This window comes from Streptomyces diversicolor, assembly GCF_057537855.1.
Map to the genome: position 1 here is coordinate 254447 of NZ_BAAJXA010000002.1, position 24513 is coordinate 278959.

At 75.4% G+C, this 24513-nt stretch carries 19 protein-coding genes and 1 tRNA gene; 10 read left to right on the plus strand and 10 right to left on the minus strand.

Annotated elements, in window-relative coordinates; translation table 11 throughout:
- Nucleotides 1-143: 143 nt before the first annotated feature.
- Nucleotides 144-1571, plus strand: a complete 1428-nt coding sequence (locus tag AC27LF_RS03040) for a GH1 family beta-glucosidase (RefSeq protein ID WP_479655984.1) — start codon at nt 144-146, stop codon at nt 1569-1571.
- Between the two features lie 114 nt (nt 1572-1685).
- Here AC27LF_RS03040 and AC27LF_RS03045 read toward each other — a convergent pair whose 3' ends face one another.
- The 6 genes from AC27LF_RS03045 to AC27LF_RS03070 all read right to left on the minus strand — a co-directional run bounded on the left by AC27LF_RS03045 (nt 1686) and on the right by AC27LF_RS03070 (nt 10780).
- The gene (locus tag AC27LF_RS03045; protein WP_479655983.1) at nt 1686-3860 is read right to left on the minus strand and encodes a bifunctional serine/threonine-protein kinase/ABC transporter substrate-binding protein; all 2175 of its coding nucleotides are present in this window, start codon (nt 3858-3860) and stop codon (nt 1686-1688) included.
- 10 nt (nt 3861-3870) lie between these two features.
- Entirely contained in the window at nt 3871-6006 is a 2136-nt protein-coding gene (locus AC27LF_RS03050) for a bifunctional serine/threonine-protein kinase/ABC transporter substrate-binding protein (protein WP_479655982.1), read from the minus strand.
- Complete coding sequence (locus AC27LF_RS03055) at nt 6006-6902, minus strand: hypothetical protein (RefSeq protein ID WP_479655981.1); 897 nt, start codon at nt 6900-6902, stop codon at nt 6006-6008. The genes AC27LF_RS03050 and AC27LF_RS03055 overlap by 1 nt, the downstream gene beginning before the upstream one ends.
- 176 nt (nt 6903-7078) lie before the next feature.
- Nucleotides 7079-8533: a glycoside hydrolase family 18 protein gene (locus AC27LF_RS03060; RefSeq protein ID WP_479655980.1), complete on the minus strand. Its 1455-nt coding sequence runs from the start codon at nt 8531-8533 to the stop codon at nt 7079-7081.
- A 172-nt stretch (nt 8534-8705) separates the two neighbouring features.
- Nucleotides 8706-10079, minus strand: a complete 1374-nt coding sequence (locus tag AC27LF_RS03065) for a sensor histidine kinase (RefSeq protein WP_479655979.1) — start codon at nt 10077-10079, stop codon at nt 8706-8708.
- Nucleotides 10076-10780, minus strand: a complete 705-nt coding sequence (locus tag AC27LF_RS03070; RefSeq protein ID WP_479655978.1) for a response regulator transcription factor — start codon at nt 10778-10780, stop codon at nt 10076-10078. Before AC27LF_RS03070 ends, AC27LF_RS03065 begins: the two co-directional genes overlap by 4 nt.
- A gap of 98 nt (nt 10781-10878) precedes the next feature.
- Between AC27LF_RS03070 and AC27LF_RS03075 the strand changes: the two genes are divergently transcribed.
- Nucleotides 10879-11427 (plus strand): hypothetical protein, encoded by a 549-nt coding sequence (locus AC27LF_RS03075; RefSeq protein WP_479655977.1) that lies wholly within the window; start codon nt 10879-10881, stop codon nt 11425-11427.
- 343 nt (nt 11428-11770) lie between these two features.
- On the opposite strand, the gene AC27LF_RS03080 is transcribed toward AC27LF_RS03075, so the two are convergent.
- Entirely contained in the window at nt 11771-12640 is an 870-nt protein-coding gene (locus tag AC27LF_RS03080) for a spermidine synthase (RefSeq protein WP_479655976.1), read from the minus strand.
- A gap of 952 nt (nt 12641-13592) precedes the next feature.
- Nucleotides 13593-13979: a hypothetical protein gene (locus tag AC27LF_RS03085; protein ID WP_479655975.1), complete on the minus strand. Its 387-nt coding sequence runs from the start codon at nt 13977-13979 to the stop codon at nt 13593-13595.
- Nucleotides 13980-14233: 254 nt separating this feature from the next.
- Here AC27LF_RS03085 and AC27LF_RS03090 point away from each other — a divergent pair, with 254 nt between their 5' ends.
- Nucleotides 14234-15688 (plus strand): NsdA family TPR-like regulatory protein, encoded by a 1455-nt coding sequence (locus tag AC27LF_RS03090; protein WP_479655974.1) that lies wholly within the window; start codon nt 14234-14236, stop codon nt 15686-15688.
- Nucleotides 15689-15694: 6 nt separating this feature from the next.
- On the opposite strand, the gene AC27LF_RS03095 is transcribed toward AC27LF_RS03090, so the two are convergent.
- The gene (locus AC27LF_RS03095; RefSeq protein WP_479655973.1) at nt 15695-16291 is read right to left on the minus strand and encodes a histidine phosphatase family protein; all 597 of its coding nucleotides are present in this window, start codon (nt 16289-16291) and stop codon (nt 15695-15697) included.
- A 204-nt stretch (nt 16292-16495) separates the two neighbouring features.
- On the opposite strand from AC27LF_RS03095, the gene AC27LF_RS03100 reads away from it, so the two are divergent.
- The 7 genes from AC27LF_RS03100 (at nt 16496) to AC27LF_RS03130 (ending at nt 23027) form a co-directional block, all read left to right on the plus strand.
- The gene (locus tag AC27LF_RS03100; RefSeq protein WP_479655972.1) at nt 16496-17533 is read left to right on the plus strand and encodes a phosphatase PAP2 family protein; all 1038 of its coding nucleotides are present in this window, start codon (nt 16496-16498) and stop codon (nt 17531-17533) included.
- Complete coding sequence (locus AC27LF_RS03105) at nt 17487-18692, plus strand: hypothetical protein (RefSeq protein WP_479655971.1); 1206 nt, start codon at nt 17487-17489, stop codon at nt 18690-18692. The genes AC27LF_RS03100 and AC27LF_RS03105 overlap by 47 nt, the downstream gene beginning before the upstream one ends.
- Nucleotides 18683-20272 carry a hypothetical protein gene (locus AC27LF_RS03110; protein WP_479655970.1) on the plus strand — a complete coding sequence of 530 codons (1590 nt, stop codon included), beginning with the start codon at nt 18683-18685 and terminating at the stop codon, nt 20270-20272. Before AC27LF_RS03105 ends, AC27LF_RS03110 begins: the two co-directional genes overlap by 10 nt.
- Nucleotides 20269-21618 (plus strand): AAA domain-containing protein, encoded by a 1350-nt coding sequence (locus AC27LF_RS03115; protein ID WP_479655969.1) that lies wholly within the window; start codon nt 20269-20271, stop codon nt 21616-21618. Before AC27LF_RS03110 ends, AC27LF_RS03115 begins: the two co-directional genes overlap by 4 nt.
- Before the next feature lie 228 nt (nt 21619-21846).
- Complete coding sequence (locus AC27LF_RS03120; protein ID WP_388719011.1) at nt 21847-22218, plus strand: hypothetical protein; 372 nt, start codon at nt 21847-21849, stop codon at nt 22216-22218.
- 70 nt (nt 22219-22288) lie between these two features.
- The gene (locus tag AC27LF_RS03125; protein ID WP_479655968.1) at nt 22289-22963 is read left to right on the plus strand and encodes a bifunctional DNA primase/polymerase; all 675 of its coding nucleotides are present in this window, start codon (nt 22289-22291) and stop codon (nt 22961-22963) included.
- A tRNA-Lys gene (locus AC27LF_RS03130) sits at nt 22954-23027 on the plus strand. The genes AC27LF_RS03125 and AC27LF_RS03130 overlap by 10 nt, the downstream gene beginning before the upstream one ends.
- Before the next feature lie 180 nt (nt 23028-23207).
- Here AC27LF_RS03130 and AC27LF_RS03135 read toward each other — a convergent pair.
- Entirely contained in the window at nt 23208-24419 is a 1212-nt protein-coding gene (locus AC27LF_RS03135) for a M6 family metalloprotease domain-containing protein (RefSeq protein ID WP_479656173.1), read from the minus strand.
- Between the last annotated feature and the right edge of the window lie 94 nt (nt 24420-24513).

A 24513-nucleotide genomic window follows, 5' to 3' on the forward strand; every position in this document is an offset into this window, starting at 1 on the left:
CCACGGACCCCGGAGCCCCGGGGGCCGGGCCACCGCCGCCCCGGCCCCCGTGCCCCGTCCGGACCCCCCTCCCCGCCCCTCCCCTCACTTACTTCTCTCCACCACCCCACCGGTCTCCACGACCACTCGATGGGAGCGCTTCCATGCCTGAGCCCGTTACCTCCGTGAGTTTTCCTCCCGCCTTCCTCTGGGGCGCCGCGACCTCCGCGTACCAGATCGAGGGGGCGGTACGGGAGGACGGCCGCACCCCCTCGATCTGGGACACCTTCAGCCATACGCCCGGCAGGACGGCCGGCGGCGACACCGGTGACATCGCGGTCGACCACTACCACCGCTACCGCGAGGACGTGGCGCTGATGGCCGGCCTCGGCCTGAACGCATACCGGTTCTCGGTCTCCTGGCCGCGGGTGCAGCCGACGGGCCGGGGCCCGGCCGTCCAGGTGGGCCTGGACTTCTACCGCCGTCTGGTCGACGAACTGCTGGCCGCCGGCATCAAGCCGGCCCTCACCCTCTACCACTGGGACCTGCCGCAGGAACTGGAGGACGCGGGCGGCTGGCCGGAGCGGGACACCGCCCTCCGGTTCGCCGAGTACGCGCAGATCGTCGGCGAGGCCCTGGGCGACCGGGTGGAGCAGTGGATCACCCTCAACGAGCCCTGGTGCAGCGCCTTCCTGGGCTACGGCTCCGGGGTGCACGCGCCGGGCCGTACCGACCCGGCGGCCTCGCTGCGCGCCGCGCACCACCTCAACCTGGCACACGGGCTGGCCACTTCGGCCCTGCGTACGGTGCTGCCGGCCCGCAACACGATCGCGATCAGCCTCAACTCCTCGGTGGTGCGCACCGTTTCGCAGGACCCGGCGGACCTCGCCGCGGGCCGCCGGATCGACGACCTGGCCAACGGCATCTTCCACGGCCCGGTGCTGCACGGGGCGTACCCGGAGACGCTGCTGCGGGACACGGCGTCGGTCACCGACTGGTCCTACGTCCGGGACGGCGACCTGCGCGCGATCCACCAGCCGCTGGACGCGCTGGGCCTCAACTACTACACGCCCACGCTGGTCTCGGCGGCCAGACCGGACGCGACCGGGCCGCGTGCCGACGGACACGGGACCAGCGAGCACTCGCCCTGGCCGGCCGCGGACGGCGTGGCCTTCCACCAGACGCCGGGCGAGCGGACGGAGATGGGCTGGACGATCGACCCGACGGGCCTGCACGAGCTGATCATGCGCTACTCCAGGGAGGCCCCGGACCTCGCGCTGTACGTGACGGAGAACGGTGCCGCCTACGACGACAAGCCGGACCCGGACGGCCGGGTGCACGACCCGGAGCGCATCGCCTATCTGCACGGCCATCTGTCGGCGGTCCGCCGGGCCATCGCGGACGGCGCGGACGTGCGCGGCTACTACCTGTGGTCCCTGATGGACAACTTCGAGTGGGCGTACGGCTACGAGAAGCGCTTCGGCGCGGTGTACGTCGACTACGCCACGCTGGAGCGGACACCGAAGTCGAGCGCCCGCTGGTACGGGCAGGCCGCCCGGTTCGGCGCACTGCCGCCGACGGACGGCGTCTGACGGCGCGCTCCGCTGGGTTTGCCGCGATGGGTCGTCGGTTGGCTGCGGCACCGTTGTGGCTTGTCGCGCAGTTCCCCGCGCCCCTTCGGGGGCGCTGTCGGACCGCGGCGTACTTCACCTGGAGGTGAACGGGTGGGTGACACGGTCGTAGCGGTTCAGAAAGTGGAAGCGGCCGGACGCGGCGCCGTAGAGGAAGCTCGCGTCGGTGTCGTCGAGGGCGCGGGCGGTGTCGAAGCGGATCGGCTTGGCGACGCCCTGGACCGGCGTCCGGAACAGGCGTTCGGCGACCTGGCCCCGGGTGAGGTCCGGGCCGCCGCCGAGCGCGTCCAGGGTGCGGGCGATCAGCACGACGGCGTCATGGGCCTCGGCCGCCCACCGCGCCGGCTCGGCGCCGTAGCGGTCGCGGTGGGCGGTGGTGAAGGCGCGGGCGGCGGCGGTGTTCATCGACCGGGGCTCGGCGTAGGGGGTGGCGATGACCCAGCCGTCGGCCGCCGCGCCCGCCGCGTCCAGGAACGCGCCGCGCAGCACGGGCTCGACGGCGACGCGGGCGCCGGTGAAGCCGGCCCCGTGCAGCGCGCGGGCGCAGGAGGCGGCCCGGGTGGGCGAGGTGCCGGCGTACACGACGGCATCCGGCCGCGTCGCCAGCGCGTCGGCGACGGCCGCGCGGAAGTCGGTCCGGTCCGCGGCCACCGGGTGCCGGGTCGTGGCGCCGCCGCCGGGCGGCAACGCGGCCATCATGCGCGCCAGTTCGCGCCCCGCGGGCCCGGCGGCCAGGTCCTCCACGACGGCGGTGCGCCGGGACGGACGGGCCTGGGTGAGATAGACGGACAGCGGCAGGCCGAGCGCGTCGTCGCCGACCCGGGTCACGCACAGGGAGCGCACCCGGGCCGCGTCCCGCGCGGTGGCGGTCGCCGAGACCAACAGCGCCGGCAGATTGCCGGCCCCGTACACCGGCGCCGCCGCATGCACCGCCGCGGCGGTGGTGGGACCGAGCACCGCGAGCACCGCCGGGTCGGCGGCCAGCAGCCGGGCCGCGCGGGCCGCCTCGTCGGCCCGCTGGCCGCCGTCGACGGCCCGTAGCGCGAGCCGGAACCGGATGCCGGTGCCCGCGTTGTGCGCGGCGACGGCGAGCCGGGCGCCGCGCTCCTGGTCCGGGCCGATGCCGTGCAGGCCGATGGTGTGCTCGGGCGGTGCCGTGCCGCCGCCCGAGCCGTCGCGCAGCAGCAGGACGGCCGCCCCGGCGCCCCCGGCGAGCAGCGCACCGCCCGCCGCCGCGCCGACGGCCAGGAACCGGCGGCGGCCCGGCACGGGGGCGTCCTCGGCGGCGGCACCGGCGCCCGCGGCGGCGCCGGGCGGGCGCGGGGGCGGGTCCAGCGCCTGGGCGGCGCGCGCGGCCGTCAGCCGCACCAGTGCGGGCGGCAACCAGTCACCGCAGTCGTCGAGTTGCCCGCTCTCACGGGGGTCACGGCGGCTGCCCGCGGCGGCCAGGGCCGCGCTCAGGTCGGGTGCCGTGGGCCGCAGGGCCGCGTCCTTGGCGAGACAGCCGGTGACGGCGGCGCGCGCCGGGCCGGGCAGCCGGTCGAGTCCGCGGACGTCCGGCTCCTCGTGGACGGTGCGGTAGAGCACGGTGGCCGGGTCGCCGCCGCCGAACGGGGGCCGGCCCGAGGCCGCGTACACCAGGGCGCAGCCCAGTGAGAACACGTCGCTCGGCGGGCCGACGTCGTCGCCCAAGGCGCGGGTCTGTTCCGGGGAGAGGTAGCCGGGAGTGCCGATCACCGCGTCCGGCGCGGTCAGCGCGGTGGCTCCGCCGCCGCGGACGATGCCGAAGTCGATGAGGTGGGGCCCGTCCCGGCCGAGGACGATGTTGCCGGGCTTGACGTCCCGGTGGACCAGCCCGGCCGCGTGCACGTCGGCCAGCGCCTCGGCGATGCGCTGCCCGAGGGTGAGCACGGCCCGCGCGGGCAGCGGGCCGTGCCCGGCCACCGCCTCGGCCAGGGTGGGCCCGGGCACGAACGCCGTGGCCAGCCACGGTTCGCGGGCCTCGGGGTCGGCGTCGGTGACCGGCACGACCCAGCGGCCGCGCACCCGGGCGGCCAGCCGGGCCTCGCGCCGGAACCGGGCCCGGAACTGCGGTTCGGCGGCATGCTCGGCGCGGATCACCTTGAGCGCGACGAGCCGCCCGCCCCGGTTGCGCGCCAGGTACACCACGCCCATGCCGCCCGCGCCGAGCCGGGCCAGCAGCCGGTGCCCGCCGACCGTGGCGGGGTCGTCCGCCGTCAGTGCCCGCATCGCCGCCGCCTCAGGTGAGCGGCACCGGGCCGACGTACCGCCAGCGTCCGCCGGACACCCGCAGATGGCTGAGCCGGCCGCCCTTGAACGTGCCGTCCTTCTCGAAGGCGTACGTGGCCGCCGCCCCCTTGTAGTCGGCCGTGCGCAGGGCCGCGGCGAGTTCGCCGCGGCTGGGCCGCCGCCCCTTGCTCCGCTCGACGGCGGTGAGCCGGTCGATGACGAGGCGGGCGACGTCATGGGCCTCGGCGGCCCAGATGCCGGGGGCGGCGCCGTAGCGCTCGCGGTACGCGGCGGCGAAGGCCCGCACCGCGGGGGCGTCCGGGGCGGCGAACGAGGTGAGGGCCTGCCAGCCGTCGGCGGCCTCGCCCGCGCGGGCGGTGAAGGCGTCCGTGGCGGCGGGGGTGTCGAGGAACCGCGGCCCGTCGAAGCCGCGTTCGGCCAGGGCCCGCGCCACCAGCGCGGCCCGTTCGGCGGTGCCGGTGTAGTAGAGGCCGTCGATGCCGTGGGCGAGCAGGTCGGCGACGACCGCGGCCGGGTCCGGCGCGGCGGCGGGCACGATCCGCACGTACGGGTCGAGCTTGAACCCGGCGGCCATGCGGTACGCCAGTTGGACGGGTTCCCGGCCGGTCAGCCTGCCCGCGCGGTCCATGAGCACGCCGGGCCGCTCGGCGCCCAGGCCGGCCAGCGCGGCGTCGGTGAGATAGCCGCCGACCATGTTGGCCGGGGTGCAGCGGAAGTAGACCCGCGGGTCGAGGACCTGGGCGGAGTCCGGTGCGGACAGGCACAGCTCGGACACCGTCAGCAGGGGCAGCCCGGCGTTCTCGTACGACGCCAGACAGGCCGCGGCGGAGGTGAAGCCGGTGGGGCCGAGCACGGCGAGCACATCGCGGTCGCCGGTCAGCCGGCGGGCCGCCGCCCGCGCGCCGGCCGTGTTGCCCCGGTCGTCCACGGACTCGACGGTGAGCGTGAAGGGTCGGTCCGCGCGGGAGTTGAACGCGTCGACGGCCAGCCGCACCGCCCGCTCCTGGGCCCGGCCCGCGGCCTGCTGCGGCCCGCTCAGATCGGCCTGGACGCCGATCGTCCACCGCCGGCCGGCCGGTGTGCCGGGCCGCTCGCCGCCGTCGCGCAGCGCCGCCCACAGCGCGCTGCCGCCGCCGGCCGCGACGAGCACGGCGCCGCCCGCCGCCAGGGACAGCAGCCGCCGCCGGGAGGTGCCGCCGCGCCGCGCGGCATCCGCCTCGGTGGGCTCCACCTCGGGCAGCGCCAGCAGCCGGGCGGACCGGTCGGCGATCATGCGGACGACCGGTTGGGGCAGCCAGTCGGCCGGGTCGGCGGGGGCGTTGTCGGCGAGGGCGGCGGCGGCCTCGGCCGGCGTGGGCCGCTCGGCGGGCTCCTTGGCCAGGCAGCGTGTCAGCAGTGCGCGCAGCCCGTCGTCCTCGACTCCGTCCAGGTCGGGCCGGTCGTGCACGGTGCGGTACAGCAGGGCGTCGGCCTGGCCGGTGCCGAAGGGGAGGCGGCCGGTCGCCGCGTACGCGAGGACGCAGCCCAGCGAGAACACGTCGCTCGCCGGGCCCGTGGGCCGGGCCTGTGCCTGCTCCGGGGAGAGGAAGCCGGGCGTGCCGACGACCACGCCGTCCGAGGTGAGCGCGGTCGCGCCGGGGGCGGTGGAACGGGCGATGCCGAAGTCGATCAGGCGGGGGCCGTCGAGGGCCAGCAGGACGTTGCCCGGTTTGACGTCCCGGTGCACCAGGCCCGCGTCGTGGACGGCTTCGAGCGCCCGCGCCAGCACATGTCCGAGCACCCGCACCGCCGGCACCGGCAGCGGTCCGCACTCCGCGACGGCCTCGGCGAGCGAGGGGCCGGGGACGAACGCGGTCGCCAGCCACGGCGCAGGGGTCTCGGTGTCGGCGCCGGTCACCCGCACCACCCAGGGGCTGCGGGCCTGCCCCGCCGCGGCCGTCTCGCGGCGGAACCGCTCACGGAACTCGGGGTCGTCGGCGTACTCGGCCTTGATCACCTTGACGGCGGCGAGGTCCCCGTCGGTCGTGCGCGCCAGGTACACCACGCCCATGCCGCCGGAGCCGAGCCGGCCGAGCAGCCGGTGGTCGCCCAGTCGGGAGGGGTCGGAGGGCAGCAGTCGCTCCATCACGCGCCTCCCTGGCCGCCGGACACGGTGGGCGCGGGGGCGCCGGGCGGGCGGCCGGACGCGGTGGGAGGGCGGCCGGACGCGGTGGGTGCGGGCGCGCCCGCCGGGCGGGCGATCCCGTCCTTCACGTTCCGCAGCATCCGCGTGAAGTACGTCTGGACCAGGTCCACGGACGCGTCCCGCGCCCGCTCCGTGCCGCCGCACAGGGACGCGCTGACGACGACCGGCCCGAAGGTGGCCTGGATCCACCAGTACGGGCGCGGGCCGCCACGCGTCTCACCCACGCACCGGCCGCTCTCGATCAGGGAGTCGTCGCTGTAGGTGTTGCTGCCCTCGCCCCAGGCGTACGCGGACGAGGTCAGGCCGGTCAGCCGCTCGCCGGCGCGCAGGGTCTGCTCCGGGCACTGGATGGCCTCCTCCTGCATCCGGGCCTGCTCCCAGGCGGCGTCGAGCGTCGTGCGGTGCACGGTGACCTCCGCCGACAGCCGCAGTCCGGCCGCTCCGTCGGCCCCCGGCACCTCGAAGTTCCGCCGCAGGTTGGCCAGGACGTCGCCGCGCAGTGCCGCGCGGCGCCACGTGCAGTCCTCGCCCAGCACGGCCCAGGTGCCCGGGTCGCTCTCGTACGGCGTGCCGCGCCTGGCCCCGTCGCCGACGGTGCCCTCGTCGGCGATCACCCGGCGGATCAGCGCCCGCGCGGCCCCGGCGGTCGCCGGCAGCTTCGCCGGGTCGGCCCGCTGTGTCGGGCCCTCGGCGGATGCCGTCGCGGAACCGCTCGGCGCCGCGCCGCCCCCGGCCGTTCGGGACGCCGACGGACGGCCGGTCGCCGAGGGCCCGCCGGACTCCGTGCACCCGGCCAGCAGCAGCCCGCACACGAGCGCGGCGGCGCCGCTTCGCAAGGATCTCCCCCACCACACAAGGCCCCATTATCCCCGTGGACTTCGCGGGCCGTCAGTACGATCCGATCACGACCGCGGACATACCGGCGCCCCGGCCGGGTGGGGGGATGCCGGCCGGGGCGCCGCCCCCGTGTCCCCAAAGGGCCTCGGGTCGGGCGGTGGTGAAGGGGCTCGGGTCAGCGGTAGGCGGCGAACGCCTTGGAGAAGGCGAACGGGTCCTGGACGATCGAGCTGCAGGTGGCGTCGGCGGTGGGCCTGCTGCCGCCCGCGCACTGCTTGTCGCGGGTCGCGGACCACATGGACAGCCCGCCGAGGCCCTTTGATGTGGCGAAGTCGACGAGCTGAGCGGCGTCGTCGACCGTGAAGACCTCGGAGGAGACGTCGTTGACGCCGATCATCGGGGTGACCGCGACCGCCTGCCACGCCGCGCCGTCCGAGAGGCCGAGCACGCTCTTGATCTGCGCCTGTGTCGCGGTCGCCGCCTGCTCGGCGTAGTCGCCCATGTCACCGCTGTACGCGGCGCCGTAGTCCATCGCCATGATGTTCACGGTGCCGATGCGCACGCCGTTGGACCTGGCGTCGGCCAGCAGGTTCACGCCGTCCTGGGTGAGGCCCTCGGGCATCACGGGCAGCGTGAAGGAGACGTCGAGGCCGGGGTGCCGGGCCTGGAGCCGGGCGATGGCCTGGGCGCGCCGGGTGTTGGCCGCGGTGTCGGGCAGCGCCCCGCCCTCCACGTCGAAGTCGACCTTCGTGAGCCCGTACGCGTCCACCACCTTGCCGTACGCCGCCGCCAGCGCGTCGGCCGAGGTGCAGGTCGTCGCCAGTTCGGAGCCGGAGGCGCCGCCGAAGGAGACCCGGACGTCGCCGCCCTCGGCGCGCAGGGCGCCGATCTGCGCGGCGACGCCGTCGCCCGACAGGTCCGTCACGCCGCCCCACTTGGGGGTGCAGCCGCCGCCGTCGGTGACAAAGGCGAGGTTGTAGTCCTTCACTCCGGTCGCCGCGGCGCTCGCCGACAGGTCGAAGGCCGGATACAGGGAGGTGTCGACGTATGGGGCGAAGCCCGCGCCGGCGGCCGTGCCGGTGCCGGTGCTCCCGGACAGGGACGGGCCGCCCGTGGCGGGCGGGGTCGCCCGGTCCGGCAAGGACGGCGTCGCGGTCGGGGTGGGTGCGTGGCTCGGGCGGCCGCTCGGCTCGGGCGTCGCGGCCCCGTCCGCCGAGCACTTCGCCCCGCCGATCAGACAACCGGTGGGGTCGGCCGTGCCGTTGACCACGAAACCGACGGTGAGCGATGCGCCGGCCGCCAGGCCGTCGGTCTGCCACTTGGGCGGCCTCACCGTGACATGCCGGCCGTTCACGCTCGACTCGCCGTTCCACAGCGAGCCGAGCTTCGTGCCGGCCGGCAGGTCGAACTCCAGCGTCCAGTCCCGCTGCGGCCCGCCGCTGTTGTTCGTGACGACGTACTGCGCGGTGTATCCCGTCGACCAGTCGCTGGTCCTGGTGTACGCGGCGCCGACGCCGGCCGCCTGCGCGGTGCCGGTGAGCAGGACGGCACCGCCGGCGACCGCCGCTGCCGCCACGAGACCGCCCAACGCCTTGTGCCCGCCTGTGATCCTGCGCCGGTGCGTGCTCATGCGCGTGCCTGCCTTCGCTGTTCGCGGGGGGTGGGTGCGGCAGCACGCTAGCGAGCCGGAATCGGGCAAAGTACTTGATCCGGACGGGCGTTGCGGTTCTTAGGGTGCGCTTAAGGAAGGCATCGGGGGCGGTTAAAGGTCGAGGCCGGGAGCGGGGACGGGCGGGGGCGTGTCAGTGCACGGCCGGGCGTCTTCGGCGGCGGACCGCGCCGCGGTGTCCTCGGCGCACCGGCTCCCGCCCGGCCAGCTGGATCCAGAGGCGCACCTCGGTGCCGCCCAGCACCGACGAGCCGATCCGCACGTCACCGCCGGTGGACTCGGCGAGCCTGCGCACGATGTCCAGACCCAGTCCGGTCGAGCCGTCGCTGCCGGAGCCACGGCCGCGGGCCAGCGCCGCCTCCGGGTCGGATATGCCGGGGCCCGCGTCGGACACCAGCACGATCACCGCGTCCTCGCCGTTGTGCACGTCGACCGCGAACGCCGTGCCCTCGGCGGTGTGCCGGAAGACGTTGCCGAGCAGCGCGTCGAGCGCGGCGGCCAGGTCGGCGCGGGCCACCGGGACGCGCACCGGACGCTCCACCCCGGCCACCCGCCACTTGCGGCCCTCGTCCTCGGCGAGCGCGGACCAGAACGCCATGCGCTCCCGGACCACCTCGGCCGCGTCACAGCCCGCTCCCGGCCCGGCCGCGGCCGTCTGCGGCTTGGCATCCCGCGCGGTGCGGATGATGGTGTCGACCTCGCGCTCCAACTGCTCGACAGCGGCCCGGGTCTGGTCGGCGGCGGGCCCCTCGCCCAGCGAGGCCGCGTTCAGCCGCAGCACGGTCAGGGGCGTGCGCAACCGGTGGGACAGGTCCGCGGCCAGTTCCCGCTCGTTGGCGAGGAGCTGGACGACCTGGTCGGCCATGGAGTTGAACGCGACCGCGGCCAGCCGCAGTTCGTTCGGCCCGTCCTCGGGCACCCGCGCCCCCAGTTTGCCCTCCCCCAGCTCGTGCGCGCCCTCGACCAGCCGCTGCGCCGGCTGCACCATCCGCACGCCGAGCCGGTCGGCCACCGCGACCGAGCCGAGGACCAGGGCGACGCCGACCGCGGCGAGGACGCCCCAGGCGGTGCCGACGCCCTTGCCGACGTCGGAGTCGGGGACGAACACCTCCACCACCGCGATGGCACCCGAGCTGAGCGCGACCGGCTGGAGCAGCGTCGAACCGCCCGGCACCTCGGTGGTGGAGGCACGGCCCAGCCGGCGCACGGTGCCGATGTCCCGGTCGGCGGCGCGCCGCCGGCCGATGTCGACGGCGGCGGTGCCGTCCACGGCCGGTATGTGCACGGCCATCCCGGAGTCGGAGCCCGCGGAGGCCACCACCCGCTCCAGCTTGCCCCGGTCGGTGGTGATGGACAGCGCGGGGGCGAGGGCGGCGGCCTCGCGCTCCGCGTTGGAGAAGGCGCGGTCGCGGGCCATCTCCTTGATGACCAGTCCGAGCGGCACGGCGAAGGCGACCACGACCATCGTGGTGACCGCGAGACACACCTTGACCAGGGCCCACCTCATGGCGCGGACCCCCCTCCCGGCGGCTCAAGCTTCACGCCGACGCCCCGCAGGGTGTGCAGATAGCGCGGCCGGGCGGCCGTCTCCCCCAACTTCCGGCGCAGCCAGGACAGATGGACGTCTATGGTCTGATCGTCACCGTACGACTGCTGCCAGACCTCGGCGAGCAGTTCCCTGCGGGGTACGACGACGCCGGGCCGGGCGGCGAGGAAGGCGAGCAGGTCGAACTCGCGGCGGGTCAGGTCGAGCCGTACGCCGTCCAACTCGGCCTGGCGGCGCAGCGGGTCGACGCTCAGACCGCCGACGCGCAGCACGGAGGGCGGTGCGGCGCCGGCCAGGGCCGCGCGGGCCCGGCGCAGGACGGCGGCGATGCGCGCGGACAGGTGGTCGACCGAGAACGGCTTGGTCAGATAGTCGTCCGCGCCCGCGTTCAACAGCCGGACGATCTCCGCCTCGTCGTCCCGGGCGGTGGCGATGATCACGGGTACGTCGGTGATGCCGCGCAGCATCTTCAGGGCCTCGGACCCGTCCAGATCGGGCAGTCCGAGGTCGAGGACGACCACGTCGAAGCGGAGATGGGCGACCTCGCGCAGCGCCTCCAGCGCCGTGCCGACGCTGCGCACGGTGTGCGAGGCGTCGGTCAGGTGCCGGATGAGCGCCGAGCGTACGAACTGGTCGTCCTCGACCACGAGCACACTTGCCATGCGCCGCACCGTACGCCATGCGGCCCACGCGGTCCGGGGCCTGTGGACAACTCCCGCCGGGTGCGGTCCGTGGGGCGGGTGGGGCAGTATGGCCGACGATGCGCAGAGGACTCGTACACGTACTGGCGTGGTCGCTCGCCACGGGCGCGGCGGTCACGCTGTCGTGGTGGGGGGTGCACACGGTGATGGCGGGGACCGCGTACGACCCGCCCCGCGCCCTGCCCATCACGGCGGCCGACGCGACCACGCAGGGCGCGAAGCCGCTGGTGCCGGCGACCGCACGGCCGCCGTCCCCCTCGCGGACGCCCGCTCGGCAGCCGCCCAGCACGCCGTCGGACACGCCTTCCGCTTCCGCGCGGCGCACGCCGGCGCCCGCCCGTAGCGCGCCGAGCAGTCCCACGCCGTCGCCGTCCCCCACCGCCGCCGGCCGGGTCAGGGGTTACGACACCGACGGCGGGCGTGCGGTGTTCGACCTTGGGGAGACGAGCGCGTCCCTGGTCTCGGCGACCCCGGGCACGGGGTGGTCGATGCAGGTGTGGAAGACGGAGAGCTGGATCCGCGTGGAATTCACCCGCGGCGCGGACCGGGTATCGGTCTTCTGCACATGGCATGACGGCCCGCCCCGCGTGGAAATCGGCACCTACTGAGCCCCGCCGGCTCGGCCGCCGGAGCACGGCGGTTGACGGCCCCGCGAACGCAGTGCCGCGCCGCCCCGCCACCGAGACCGTCGAGCTGACAGGGCGCCGAGTCCACCGGACCGACCGATCGCAGCGGCCGACCGCCAAGTCGGCGCGGACCGGGGACCGCGGGAGGCGTACGCGGGGAGGCGGACGCGGGGACCGCGGGGCGGCGGAGGCGGGGGCAGCGAGTTCGCCGGGCACGGAGGCATCGGGTCCGCCCGCACAAAAGCCACCAGGAACCGGGCCCGGAGCCCGACGAGTTCGACCGACGCGAAGCCGCCGGCTCGGCCACGGACGGGAACCGCAGGGGTCAGTGGAAGGCTGAGGGGGGTGGGGGTGGGGAAGCCGTTGCCGCCGCGTCCGTGACGGGGGTGGCGCCGCCGGTGAAGTCGGTGAGCGGCTTGCCGTGTTCGACCCGGCCGGGGTGCGGGTCGGAGGCGGTACGGCGGGTGAGTTCGGCGACCGGCAGCGGGCGGTCGGCGGCGATCAGGACCGCGTTGCCGAACCGTTTGCCGCGCAGCACCGCCGGGTCGGCGACCAGCGCGACCTCGGCGAACCGGGCGGCGGCTGTGGCGATCTGGCCGCGCAGATGTGCGAGCGGTGGGCCGTCGGTGAGGTTGGCGGCGTAGACGCCGGTGGGGCCCAGCGCGCGGCGGACCTCGTCGAGGAATTCGGTCGAGGTGAGGTGGGCGGGGGTCCGGGCGCCGCTGAACACGTCGGTGACGATCAGGTCGGCCCAGCCGTCCGGGACCTTGGCGAGGCCCGCGCGCGCGTCCGTCGAGCGCACGCGGATCCGGGCGGCCGGGTCCAACGGCAGTCTTCCGCGGACGAGTTCGACAAGGCGTGCGTCGCGTTCGACCACCTGCTGGGTGGAGCGGGGGCGGGTGGCGGCGACGTACCGGGCGAGGGTGCAGGCGCCGCCGCCGAGGTGCACGGCGCGCAGCGGCTTTCCGGGCGGTCCTGCCAGGTCGACGACGTGTCCGAGCCGGCGCTGGTACTCGAAGGAGAGGTGGGTGGGGTCGTCCAGGTCGACGTGCGACTGCGGGGCCCCGTCGATCAGCAGCGTCCAGGCCCGTCCGCGGTCCGGGTCGGGTATCAGCTGCGCCAGCCCGCCGTCGACGCTCTCCGCGACGGCATCGGCGGCCGCCGCCCCGCGCCGAGAATTCCTTGCCCTGCCCACCCCCTCATTCTCGCAGCCACCCACCGACCACGGACGCGCCGCCCACACGGCCCCCGCGGGCGCCGACCACTACGCACACCTCCACCACGGGCACGCAAGCCGCAACCGGCCCAGTGCGCACGCCGCAACCGCCCGGGACGCGCACCCTCACCACGGCTGCGCACACCGCGCGACCGGCCCGGTACGCGCACACCGACTGGCCCGGTGCACGAGCAGCGACCGGCCCGGTGCACGCGCCGACGATGGGCCCGGTGCGCACACCGCGAGGGCCCGGTACGCGCACAGCGACCGGCCCGGTGCACGCGCTGGCGAGGGGCCCAGTGTGCACACCGCGGGGGCCCGGTGCGGGCGTCCGGCGACCCGGTACGGACGACGCGGGTGCCCGAAGACGCGCGGGCAGCGCCACCCGCCCGGCCACGGTGCCACCGGCGGCGGGACTGGGCGGACCGGGGGTCGGTCGGAAGGCCGCCCCGCCCCGGGGTCCGACCGAAGGCCACCCCCCGCGGTCCACAGAGGCCGCCGCGTTGTCGGCCGGCGGCGCAAACCCGCCCCGACGGCGACGTGTTCAGCGGCAGCTGTCCGCCGCCTTGATCAAGCGGGCCGCCTCCCCGAGGGCGCGGCGCAGCACCGTCGGGTCCGTAGCGAGGTCGGCCTCGCTGGCCGGCCGGCCGCTGCGGGCCACGGGGCGCCGCGCAGTCAGCCGACGACGCAGACCAGCCCCGACGGCGGGGGTTCACGCCGAAGGCCGGCCGCTGCGGTCCGCCGGGGAGCGACGACGCAGACCAGCCCCAACGGCGGGGCGTTCACACCGAAGGTCGACCGCCGTGGTCCGCCACGCAGTCGGGCGACGACGCAGACCAACCCCGACGGCGGGCGTTCACGCCGAAGGTTGGCCGCTGCGGGCCGCCGGGTGGGCGGGCGGCGGCCCAAACCCGCCCCGGCGGCGGCGCGTTCAGCGGCAGCTGTCCGCTGCCTTGATCAGGCGGGCCGCCTCCCCGAGGGCGCGGCGCAGCATCGTCGGGTCCGTGGCGGGGTCGGCCTCGCCGGGGGGTACGAGCCAGTCCGAACCCTCCACCGGGGGCTCGGGGTTCAGGCTCAGGCCGCGCCCGTCGGTCTCGGTGCAGGTGCTGCCCGGGACGTCCCAGGCGGCCGCCGTGCCGGGCGGCACGAGGAAGCCGAGGGTGCCGCCCCCGTCGTCGTGCAGCACGGGGCCCACGCCGTCCGCGGCCCCCCGCCGAAGGATGTCGACGGCCTCCAACCCCTGCCGGGTCGGCACCGTCACGAGGTCGCACGCCGCTCGCGACGAGGTACAAGGATCGTTGCTCCGGCTGGTCTCCATCCCGGCCTCCACCACGCAGCCTCCTGCAGTCCACCCGGTTCAACGCGGCAGAGCGTCAACAGCTACGCGCAAGTCCGCCGCAAAGGATGGCAGTTCATGGCAGATCGTGGGGCAGATATCCGATTTGTAGCCAAACACTGCGTGGCGGGACCGTCACAACCGGTACGTTCTTGCTCGCCGGAACAGGATGCCACACGCACAACTCACCTCGGATCCGGCATGGTTCGACGGTTCGCAGAGAGGACCCCCCGGCCATGGCGTCGTCAACGGTGACCTCGTCACAGCCCGATCGGCCACCGCGGCCGAACCTCGCCTTCCGGCGATTGCGCGGCCGGCGTTCACCCGCCGAGTTCGCGGCGCTGGTACGGCGTGCCGCTCGCGAGATCGGTGAGCGGGTGAGCTGTGACGCGCGCTACGTCGGCCGGGTGGAGGCGGGTGAGATCCGCTGCCCGAACTACGCGTACGAACGGGTGTTCCTGCACATGTTCCCCGGCCGCACGCTCGCCGACCTCGGCTTCGCGCCCCGGTCGTCCGTCCGCGGACGCGGGGCACGCCCGGCCGGGAACCCGGCACCCTCGCGCGGCACCGACCCGGTGCCCGCCGCGGGTGCCACGGGGGCGGCCGTCGAGCCGTATGACACGCAGGACCCGCAGAACCCGTACGAGACGCACGAGAACCACGAGGAGAGCGACGTGCTGCGTCGCGCATTCATGACCGGCGGGGGCGCCACGGTGGCCGCCGCCCTGGGGCCCTTCGGCCTCACCATCGACGCCGCGGCCGCGCCCGCGGACCGGCCGCCGCGGCGCGCCGGATCGGCGGAGGCCGCCGCCCTCGAAGAGGCCGTCCGCCGGATCCGGCTGCTGGACGACCGGCACGGCGCCGACGGCCTCTACCGGCGCGCGGCGGCCCCCTTGCGCGCCGCGTACGCGCTGCTGGACGCCGGTGCGACCCGGCAGGCCACGGTCGACCGGCTGCACTCGGGCGCCGGTGAACTGGCCATCTCGGTGGGCTGGCTGGCGCACGACTCCGGCCGTTTCGACGACGCGCGCTCGCACTACGCGGAGGCGCTGGCGACCGCCCGGGTGACCGGGGACCCGGCCCTGGAGGCGCACGCCTTCTGCAACACGGCGTTCCTCGCGCGGGACGCCGGACGGCCGCGCGAGGCGGTGCGGGCGGCGCAGGCCGCGCAGCGGGCGGGGCGCTCGCTCGGCTCCGCGCGCCTGATGTCGCTGCTCGCGCTGCGCGAGGCGGGCGGCTGGGCCGGGCTCGCCGACCGCACCGGCTGCCAACAGGCGCTGGCCCGCGCGCACGCCCTCTTCGCGCGAGGCCGCTCGGACGCCGACCCCGAGTGGATGACGTTCTACGGAGAGGCCGAACTGGAAGGGCTTGAGGCCCAGTGCTGGTCGACGCTGGGCGACTGGCCGCGCGCGGCCCGGCACGCGCGCCGCGCGGCCCGGCTCCAGGACCCGCACTTCACCCGGAACATCGCCCTGTACACGGCGGAACTGGCCGACGACCTCGCGCGCGGGGGCCTGCCCGACGAGGCCGCGCAGGCCGGGCTGCGGGTCCTTGAGCTGCTGGACCAGGTCCAGTCGTCCCGCATCCAGACGATGCTGGCCGGGACGGCACGCGTGCTGCTGCCGCACCGCGGGGCCTTCGGGGTCTCGGAGTTCCTGGAGCGGCACGCCGCACTGCCGCGCGGTGTGTGACGGCGCTCACTCGGCGAGATGCCCCTGGTCGTTCCAGCTGTCGATCGCCGGTTCGCCGTACGCCCAGCCGAGGACCGACAGGGACGTGGGGTTGAGGCGGATGCGTGCGGCGAAGTCCAGGGGCAGGCCCAGCCACCGCGCCCCTATGGAGCGCAGGATGTGCCCGTGGGCGAAGACCAGGACGTCGCGGTCCGCCGAGCGGGCCCAGGCCACCACCTCGTCCGCGCGGGCCGTCACCTCGGCCGGGCTCTCCCCCTCGGGGACGCCGTCGCGCCAGATGAGCCAGCCCGGGCGGACGGCCTGGATCTCGGCGGGGGTCATGCCCTCGTAGGCGCCGTAGTCCCATTCAAGGAGCGCGTCCCAGGCATCGGCCCGCTCGCCGAACCCGGCGAGTTCACAGGTCTCACGCGCGCGTGCCAGCGGGCTGGTGCGCACCTCGGCCCCGGGCAGGCCCTCCAGGGGCGCCCGGTGCAGCCGTTCGCCGAGCAGCTTGGCGCCCCGGCGCCCCTCCTCCAGGAGCGGCACGTCGGTCCTGCCGGTGTGCTGGCCGGACAGCGACCACTGCGTCTGTCCGTGCCGGGCCAACAGGATGCGCGGTGCCATGAGGGGGACCTTTCGGGACGGGCGGCGGGAGGCCGCCGAAGCGGAACCCGTCCATCATCGCGCACGCCAGGCGGGGGCAACCCGGCGGGCGATCACAGCGTCTTTGAGTGCTGGAACGCCCCCCGCACGGGCGGACCACGTACACCGTAAAGTGGCACGGTCGGCCCGCGGGGCGCCGCGCGGGAAGAGGGGGAGGGCGATCGGATGCCGCAGACCGAGACACCGGGCACCGGGGTGCTCTCGCGGCTCCGGCTGCGGTGGTGGACCGAACTGCCGCTGATCCTGCTGGTGTACGGCTGCTACTCGGCCGGCCGGCTGCTCGCCCGGGGGGACGTCTCGACCGCCGTCGACCACGGGCTGGCGATCCTGCGCATCGAGCAGTTCCTGCGCATCAACGCCGAGCATCCGCTCAACCGGCTGTTCACGCGCGAGGCGTGGCTCGGGGTGCCCGCCGACTTCTGGTACGCGTCCCTGCACTACCTGGTCACGCCGGTCATCCTGATCTGGGTCTTCCGGTTCCGTGCCGCCCACTACCGCGCGGCCCGCACCTGGCTGATGACGTCCACGTTCATCGGCCTGATCGGCTTCACCCTGCTGCCCACCTGCCCGCCCCGGCTGCTCTCGCCGGGACACGGGTTCGTCGACACGATGGCCCAGTACAGCTCGTACGGCTGGTGGGGCGGCCAGGCCAGCGCCCCGCGCGGTCTTGGCAGCATGACGAACCAGTACGCGGCCATGCCGAGCCTGCACGTCGGCTGGTCGCTGTGGTGCGGGGTGATGCTGTGGCGGTACGGCGGCACCCGCCTCACCAAGGTCCTCGGCGTGGTCTATCCGCTGCTGACCACGATCGTGGTCATGGGCACCGCCAACCACTATCTGCTGGACGCGGTCGCGGGCGCGGTCGTGATGGGCGCCGGGCTGCTGCTCGCGCCGTATGTGACGCGGGCCGTCGCCGCGGCGCGGGCCCGTCTCGCGCCGGCCGTGGCCCAGGCCCAGAACGCGCTGCGGGCCAGGTTCGCCCCGGCCGCCCCCGCCGTCACGGGCCGCTCCGGCGGCGCTGGTTCCCCGATTGTCGGTGGCGGATGCCAGACTTCGACGGGTGAACGATTTCCACGGCAGCGCGAGGATCGGCTCGGGTCCGGAGCCGGGCCGGACGGCTCCCCCGGGGACGCGGGAGACGGCCGTCAGGACTGGGATGTCCCCCACCCCGGCGAAGTCGAGAGTCTGGGGAAGACTCGCTGAACTGCGCGGCGGCCCCGACGTCCCGGCCAAGGCGCTGGACGCGCGCGCCCTCGCCGCGCTCGCCGCGAACCCGGGCTGCCGCAGGCGGGCGATCCTGGACAGCGCCGGGATCGACAAGACCGCGCTGGCCGAGGCGCTGGGCGCGCCGGCCGTCTTCGGCCAGTCCCAGTTCGCCCTGACCCGGGGCAACGCCTTCGAGGCGCGGGTGAAGGCCGACGACGGCGCCGAACTGCTGCGGCTCGTGCACACCGCGCTGGATCCGGCCGCCGAGCCGCCGCGGCAGGCCGCCGTCCCCGATCTGTCCGCGATCGGCCCCGAGGGGCGCACGGCCCGTACGGCGCTGGCGCTGCGCGAGGCCACGGCCGCCCCGGGCACCTGGACGCTGCTCGACCATCCGATGCTGGCGCTCGACGTCGCGGGCTCCGCCACGTTCCTGGAACCGGACGCGGTGGTCGTGCACCCGGACGGCAGCTGGTCCGTCGTGGAGATCAAGTCCTTCCCGATGCTGGACGGCGCGGCGGACCCGGCGAAGGTGGGCGCCGCCGCCCGGCAGGCCGCGGTGTACGTGCTGGCCCTTGAGGAGGTCGCCGCCCGCCTCGACCCGGCCCCGCGGGTGCGCCACCGGATCCTCCTGGTCTGCCCCAAGGACTTCTCCAACCTGCCCGCCGCCTGTGCCGTCGACGTCCGCAAGCAGCGCGCCGTCACCGCCCGCCAGCTGGCCCGGCTCACCCGCATCCAGGACATCGCCGACGCCCTGCCCGAGGGCACCTGCTTCGCCTTGGACCGGCCCGCCGCCGAGCTGACGGCCGCGGTCGACTCGGTGCCGGCGACGTACGCGCCCGAGTGCCTGGCCGCCTGCGAACTCGCCTTCCACTGCCGGGCACGCTCCCGCGCGGCCGGCGCGGTCACCGCGCTCGGCCGTCCGCTGCGCGCCGAGCTGGGCGGTCTGGCCACGGTCGAGGACGTGCTGTCGGCGGCCCGGGGCGCGAGCGGCGACCCGGACGATCCGGCGGTCGCCGCGCTGCGCCGTGCGGCGGCCCTGCGCACGGAGGCGCTGCGCGAGGCGGCAGCGGCCGAGTCGGCACCGGGCGAGGCCGCCTCGGGCGAGTCGGCGCTTCCCGGAGCGCGGGCCGGCCGGGAGGTGGCCCCTTGTCGCTGATCGCCGCCCTCGGCCGGCTGGAGGCCGTGAGCTGCGGCCGGGCCCGGCCCGCCGCCACCGTGCGCCACCGTCACCTGTCCGACCGGCCCCTGGTGTTCGTGCCGCTGACCACCGCAGGCGAGGCCGGTGCCCCGCTCGGCGCCCTGGTCGGCACCGACCGTGACGCGCCCCGGCTGCTGGTCGTGCCGCAGCCGCGCGACCGTGATCTGCGCTTCGCCTTCTTCGCCGAACTCGCCGACGTCGTCCTGCCGTACCTCGACGGCTACGCCGACCGGGTCGAGGACGCGGAGCGCACCGAGACCGACCCGGAGAGCGGCAAACGGGTCAAGGTGGTCACGGAGCTGTGCGCGGACGCGCCCCAGCTGATCGTGCCGAGCCGCGCGGGCGTCGACTTCGTACGGCTGCTGGGCCGCTCCACGCGCTTTCGCCGCACGGCCGAGCAGGATCCGCAGGCGCCGTACCCCGCGCCGCCGCGGGTGCCGCTGCTCGGCCGGTGGCTGACCCACTTCGGGGAGCGCGCCCGGGTGCCCGGCTCCTCGCTGCTGCTCGCGCTGACCGACGTGCTGGCCCGGCACTGGTCGACCGGCCAGTCCAGCCTGGAGGACCAGCACCTGGGCGCGCTGCTGGCCTGGATCGATCCGCCCGACGGCGAGTCGGGCGCCGCGGCGGCCGAGCGGGTGGAGCGGGCGCGGGACACCGCAGGGCAGTTGCTGCACCCGCCCGCGGGCCCCGCCACCGACCCGGCGTTCGACAACCGGCTGCTGGCCCCCGCCATCGAGCGCCACCACCGCGCCCGCACGGCGCTGGCCGCCGCCGAGGACGGCCTGGAGGCCGAGGCACGGCTCCGTGCGGTCACGGCAGCCGAACGGGAGATCCACGCCCTGGTCGAGAGCCGTACGCGGCCCACCTGGGACGCCGTGTGGCGCGGACTCGACCTGCTGCGGGCGCTGCCCGAGGGCGCGCATGTCGAGGAGCGGTGGACCCGGGACCGCTGGTCGTTCACCGGCCACCGCGACCGGGTGCGGGCCGGCGAGCCCCCGCAGCCGCGCCGCGACGACGCGGTCACCGCGGCGAACAAGCTGGCCGCGCGGGAGCGCGAACAGGCCCGCCTTGAGGCTCAGGAAGCGCTCGACGACCCGCTGGTGATGGCCGGCCGGCGGCTGGCCGGGGAGGCGTTCGCGGGCGAGGTCACGGATGTGGTCATGGCGTACAGCGAGGGGAAGCGGCCCAGTCCGCGCCCGCTGGTCACCGTCCGCACGGACGACCGTCCGCACCTCGGGGAGCGGGCGAAGGCGTACCGCTCGCTGGGCGGCAGACCGCAGTCGGCGGAGTTCGTCGAATACGAGGGCGAGGGGCTGATCGTGCTGCGCGTCCTGGACAAGATGGGCCGCGGCAAGGAGCCCGAGGCCGGGTCCGTGCCGGAGAAGGGCGACCGGCTGTGCTTCACGCTGTTCGAGCACGACCAGCGCGGCGGGGCGAAGCTGCCCGACCCCGAGCGGACCCCGTGGACGCACGGCGGGCCGCCCGGCGAGGCCGTGCCGGAGGCCGCCGATCCCGTCACCGAGGAGGACGTACTGTGACCGCGGCCAGGACGGCGGGCACCTTCGACCCCGGTGCCGCCGCGGCCCGGGCCACCGAGGCGATCCTGAACGACACCGTGCACGGCGAGCACCGGGGCGTGGTCGTCGACTCCCCGCCCGGCGCGGGCAAGTCCACGCTCGTGGTCCGTGCCGCGCTCGAACTCGCCGACGCCGGGCGGTCGCTGATGGTGGTCGCGCAGACCAACGCGCAGGTCGACGATCTGGTCCTGCGGCTCGCCGAGAAGAACCCCGAGCTGCCCGTGGGCCGACTGCACAGCAGCGACGCCGACCCGTACGACAAGGCGCTGGACGAGCTGCCGAACGTGCGCACCTCGGCGAAGGCGGCGGACCTGGCCGACGTTTCTGTGGTGCTGTCCACGGCCGCGAAATGGGCGCATGTCACGGTGGACGAGCCGTGGCGGCACGCGATCGTCGACGAGGCGTACCAGATGCGCTCGGACGCGCTGCTCGCGGTGGCCGCCCTGTTCGAACGGGCGCTGTTCGTGGGCGACCCGGGCCAGCTGGACCCGTTCGCGATCGTGGGCAGCGAGCAGTGGGCGGGGCTGTCGTACGACCCGTCGGCGTCCGCGGTGACGACGCTGCTCGCGCACAACCCCGAACTGCCGCAGCACCGGCTGCCGGTGTCCTGGCGGCTGCCGGCCTCGGCGGCGCCCCTGATCTCGGACGCGTTCTATCCGTACACGCCGTTCCGCAGCGGCACGGACCACGGCGACCGCGGGCTCGTCTTCGCCGTGCCGTCCGACGGCTCGGGACCCGACCGGGTGATCGACGAGGCGGCTGCCTCGGGCTGGGGCCTGCTGGAACTGCCCGCCCGGCACACACCGCGCACGGATCCGGAGGCGGTACGGGCGGTGGCCGCGGTCGTGCGCCGGCTGCTGGACCGCGGGGGCGCGGCGACCTCCGAGCGCGGCAAGGGGCCGGTCCCACTCACCGCGGGCCGGATCGCCGTCGGCACGGCGCACCGGGACCAGGCGGCGGCGGTACGGGCGGCGCTGGCCGAGCTGGGCGTGGCCGACGTCACGGTCGACACGGCGAACCGGTTGCAGGGCCGGGAGTACGACGTCACGGTGGTGCTCCACCCGCTGTCCGGCCGCCCCGACGCCACCGCCTTCCACCTGGAGACGGGCCGCCTGTGCGTGCTCGCCTCCCGGCACCGGCACGCCTGCATCGTGGTGTGCCGGGCGGGCGTGGCCGAGCTCCTGGACGAATATCCGTCAACCGACCCGGTCCAGCTGGGCACCCTGGTCAAGTTCCCGGACGGCTGGGAAGCCAACCACGCCGTACTGTCCCATCTGACGGAACACCGAGTCCCCTGGCAGCCATGACAGGTCGCGGTAGCGGGACCCGCTTCGCCGAGGTAGGCGAGGGGGCGGTTTCCGGTGGCGTGCACCACAAGGGCGCGCGGCGCTCCGCGCGCGGCCGTGACCGCTCTGGGCGGGGGCCGGGGTGGCGAGGGGGGAAGTGTGGGCGTTACGGGGTTGTGGGGGGCGGGGGAGAATGGAGGGGGTGCAGCCTGAGGGGCGGCCCAGGAAGACGTACGAGGAGGACGAGACATGGCGGAGCCCACGCCGCGTCGGAACGAACCGCGGCTACGCCCCGCGCCCCTGCTCTTCGAGCCCGTGGCGGCGGTCGCCGATCCCGAGCACTTCTTCGACCTGGAGTCGATGGACGACCCCCGAGCCCTGCTGGCGCGCGCGACCGAGCTGGCCCAGGCGTTCCGCGCCGCCGCCGACCGAGCCGTGGAGTACCAGGCCATCGCGGCGGCCCAGCTGGCCGACCCGCGCCGCTTCGACCGGCTGACGCCCGCGGACATCGCCGAGCGTGCGGAGTGGACCGAGGACTACGCGAAGAAGATGGTGGAGTTCGGCCGGGACCTGATGCGCGGGGCCGACGCCGAGGGCCGCGGCACCGCCGATCCCGTGTGACGCCCGGCGACGCCGGGGGCCGATGCCACCGAACCGCCACCACCCCGTCACCACCCCTGCACCACCGCATATGCCAGGTGGCAAGATACCCCCCTTCCATCCTGCCGTCCCCGAATTTCCGCAACTCACAGCGACGGAACTTTCACGGGCGGTAGATCTAGGGGCCATGAACAGCACACGGGAGGTCACCACCGACGGCGCCGCCTGGCTCGCCTCCGCAGGAACGTATCCTCGCAGCACCCTCGCACTGTGGGAGGAGCGGCCCGACGCCCCGCTCGTCCTGCCCTGCGGCACCGCCTTCGACGTGGTGAACGCACCCGCGATCTTCGGTCGCCGGATGCTGGACCGGCTGTGGGCCGAGGGCCCGGGGTCCGGTCCGGTCGCGGTCCTGCGGGGCCGGGTGCTTCTGTTCGCCGCCCCGGGCACGGCCCAGCGCCTGCCCTCACTGCTGGCCTGGGAGGAATGGGGCTGCCACGGCCGCACCTGGGGCGTGCCGCCGCTGCTGTGCCACGGTGCCGGGGACGCGGTGACCGTACCGGCCCTGCGCGCCCCGGACGGCGAGGGGTCCGCCGCCCGCGACGGCTCCCGCTGGCTGGTCGCCCCCGACACCCGGCACCCGTGGCTGCCCCGCCCCGAGGTGATGCTCTGGGCGGCGGTCCGGGCGGCCCGGGAAACCGTGCGGATATCGATTTTTCCTCCCGCCGACCAGGGTGCTAAGGTCTACGACGTCAGCAGGCGCCGCTAGCTCAGTTGGTTAGAGCAGCTGACTCTTAATCAGCGGGTCCGGGGTTCGAGTCCCTGGCGGCGCACGACGACGATGGCGAGGCATGTTCGCATCACCCGCGAACCCCTCGCCATCTCTGTTTCCGCCACGGCCGTCCCACACGGCCGCCCCGCCTCACCAGGCCCCGCGCCGCCCGGCACGCCCCACCAGGACCGCACCGTCCGGCCCGCCCTGCGGGGCCTCACCGCTCTCCTCTTCGCCCGGCTCAGCCCTTGACCCTCGGTGTGATCTTCACCGTCCAGGCGCCGGACACCGTCCGGTCCTCCACCTCCACCCGGACACCGTCCCCCGGCACCGTGAAGGTCTCGCCGAGCGCGACCGGGGCGTCGGCGAGCGGCGGATAGACCGAACCCTCCCAGCACGCCTCGGTGCCCGGATGGGCGTCCACGACCTCGATCGGGCCGCCTCCGGACGCCGCACCGCTGTGCACCCGGTACACCAGCACACCCTGCCGGCACACCCCGTGATCGCTCCCGGCGGGCCCGCGCGCCTCCACGGCCAGCGCGCTGTCGGCCCCGGTGCGCACGACGGCCAGCTTCACCCCGCCGCCCAGCCCGAACGCCGGCGACCCGGCGGCCCCGGCGTCCGGCGGCTCACCGGCGGCCAGCGGCTCCAGGGTCAGCCGGGTCGGCCCGGCCCCCCGTACGCACACCACCTGGCGGGGATCCAGCCAGCCCAGCTTCCACTTGTGCCAGGCGAACAGGTCGGGCGCCAGCCCGAACTGACTTCCCATCAGGTCCCAGTCGCCGACGTATGTGTCCCAGTCGCCCTTGCCGTCCACCGGACGGTGGTAGAGGTCCGGGAGGTCGAAGACATGCCCGGTCTCGTGCGCGAGGACCAGCCGGTCCGGCGGATGCTCCTCGAAGACCGTGACGACCCGGCGTACGTCCGTGTCGTCCACCCGCACCGGGGTGTCCAGGTTGACGACCTTCGTCGCGTCGGAGTCCACGCCGGGCGCGTCCGGATCGGCCACGAAGTAGACGATGTCGTAGCGCGAGAAGTCGACGTCCGGGTCGGCCACCGCGAACGCGTCCCGCAGATAGGCGGCCCGCTGCGCCTCGCTCCAGTCACGCCTTATGACGTACGACGTCGAGGGGCGCGGCATGCGGATCCAGCGCTTCAGCGGATGCGGGTGCAGGGTGAACCTGCCGTAGGAGACCTGTTCGAAGAAGCGACTGGTGGCCGGGAAGTGGTCGGCGGCCAGTTCGGCGGGCGTGCTGCGCGGGGCCGAGTCCGGGAACGAGAGGAACACCAGCACGGCGTCGAGCGGGCGGGTGGGGCGCGGATAGGAGGAGTTCCAGGTGTCCACTCCCTCGGAGTGGTGCGCGTCGGTCCGGTGCAGGGCGCACGGCGTCGTGGAGAACGGTTCGGCCACCGACGGGACGGTGAGGATCGACGTCGCGGCGAGCGCCGACATCGTGGTGAACACGGCGGCGGCACTGCGCAGATGGGGCGGCAAGGGGAGACCTCCGGGTGCGGTTGCACGGACACCGCACCCAGCCTGTGGGATT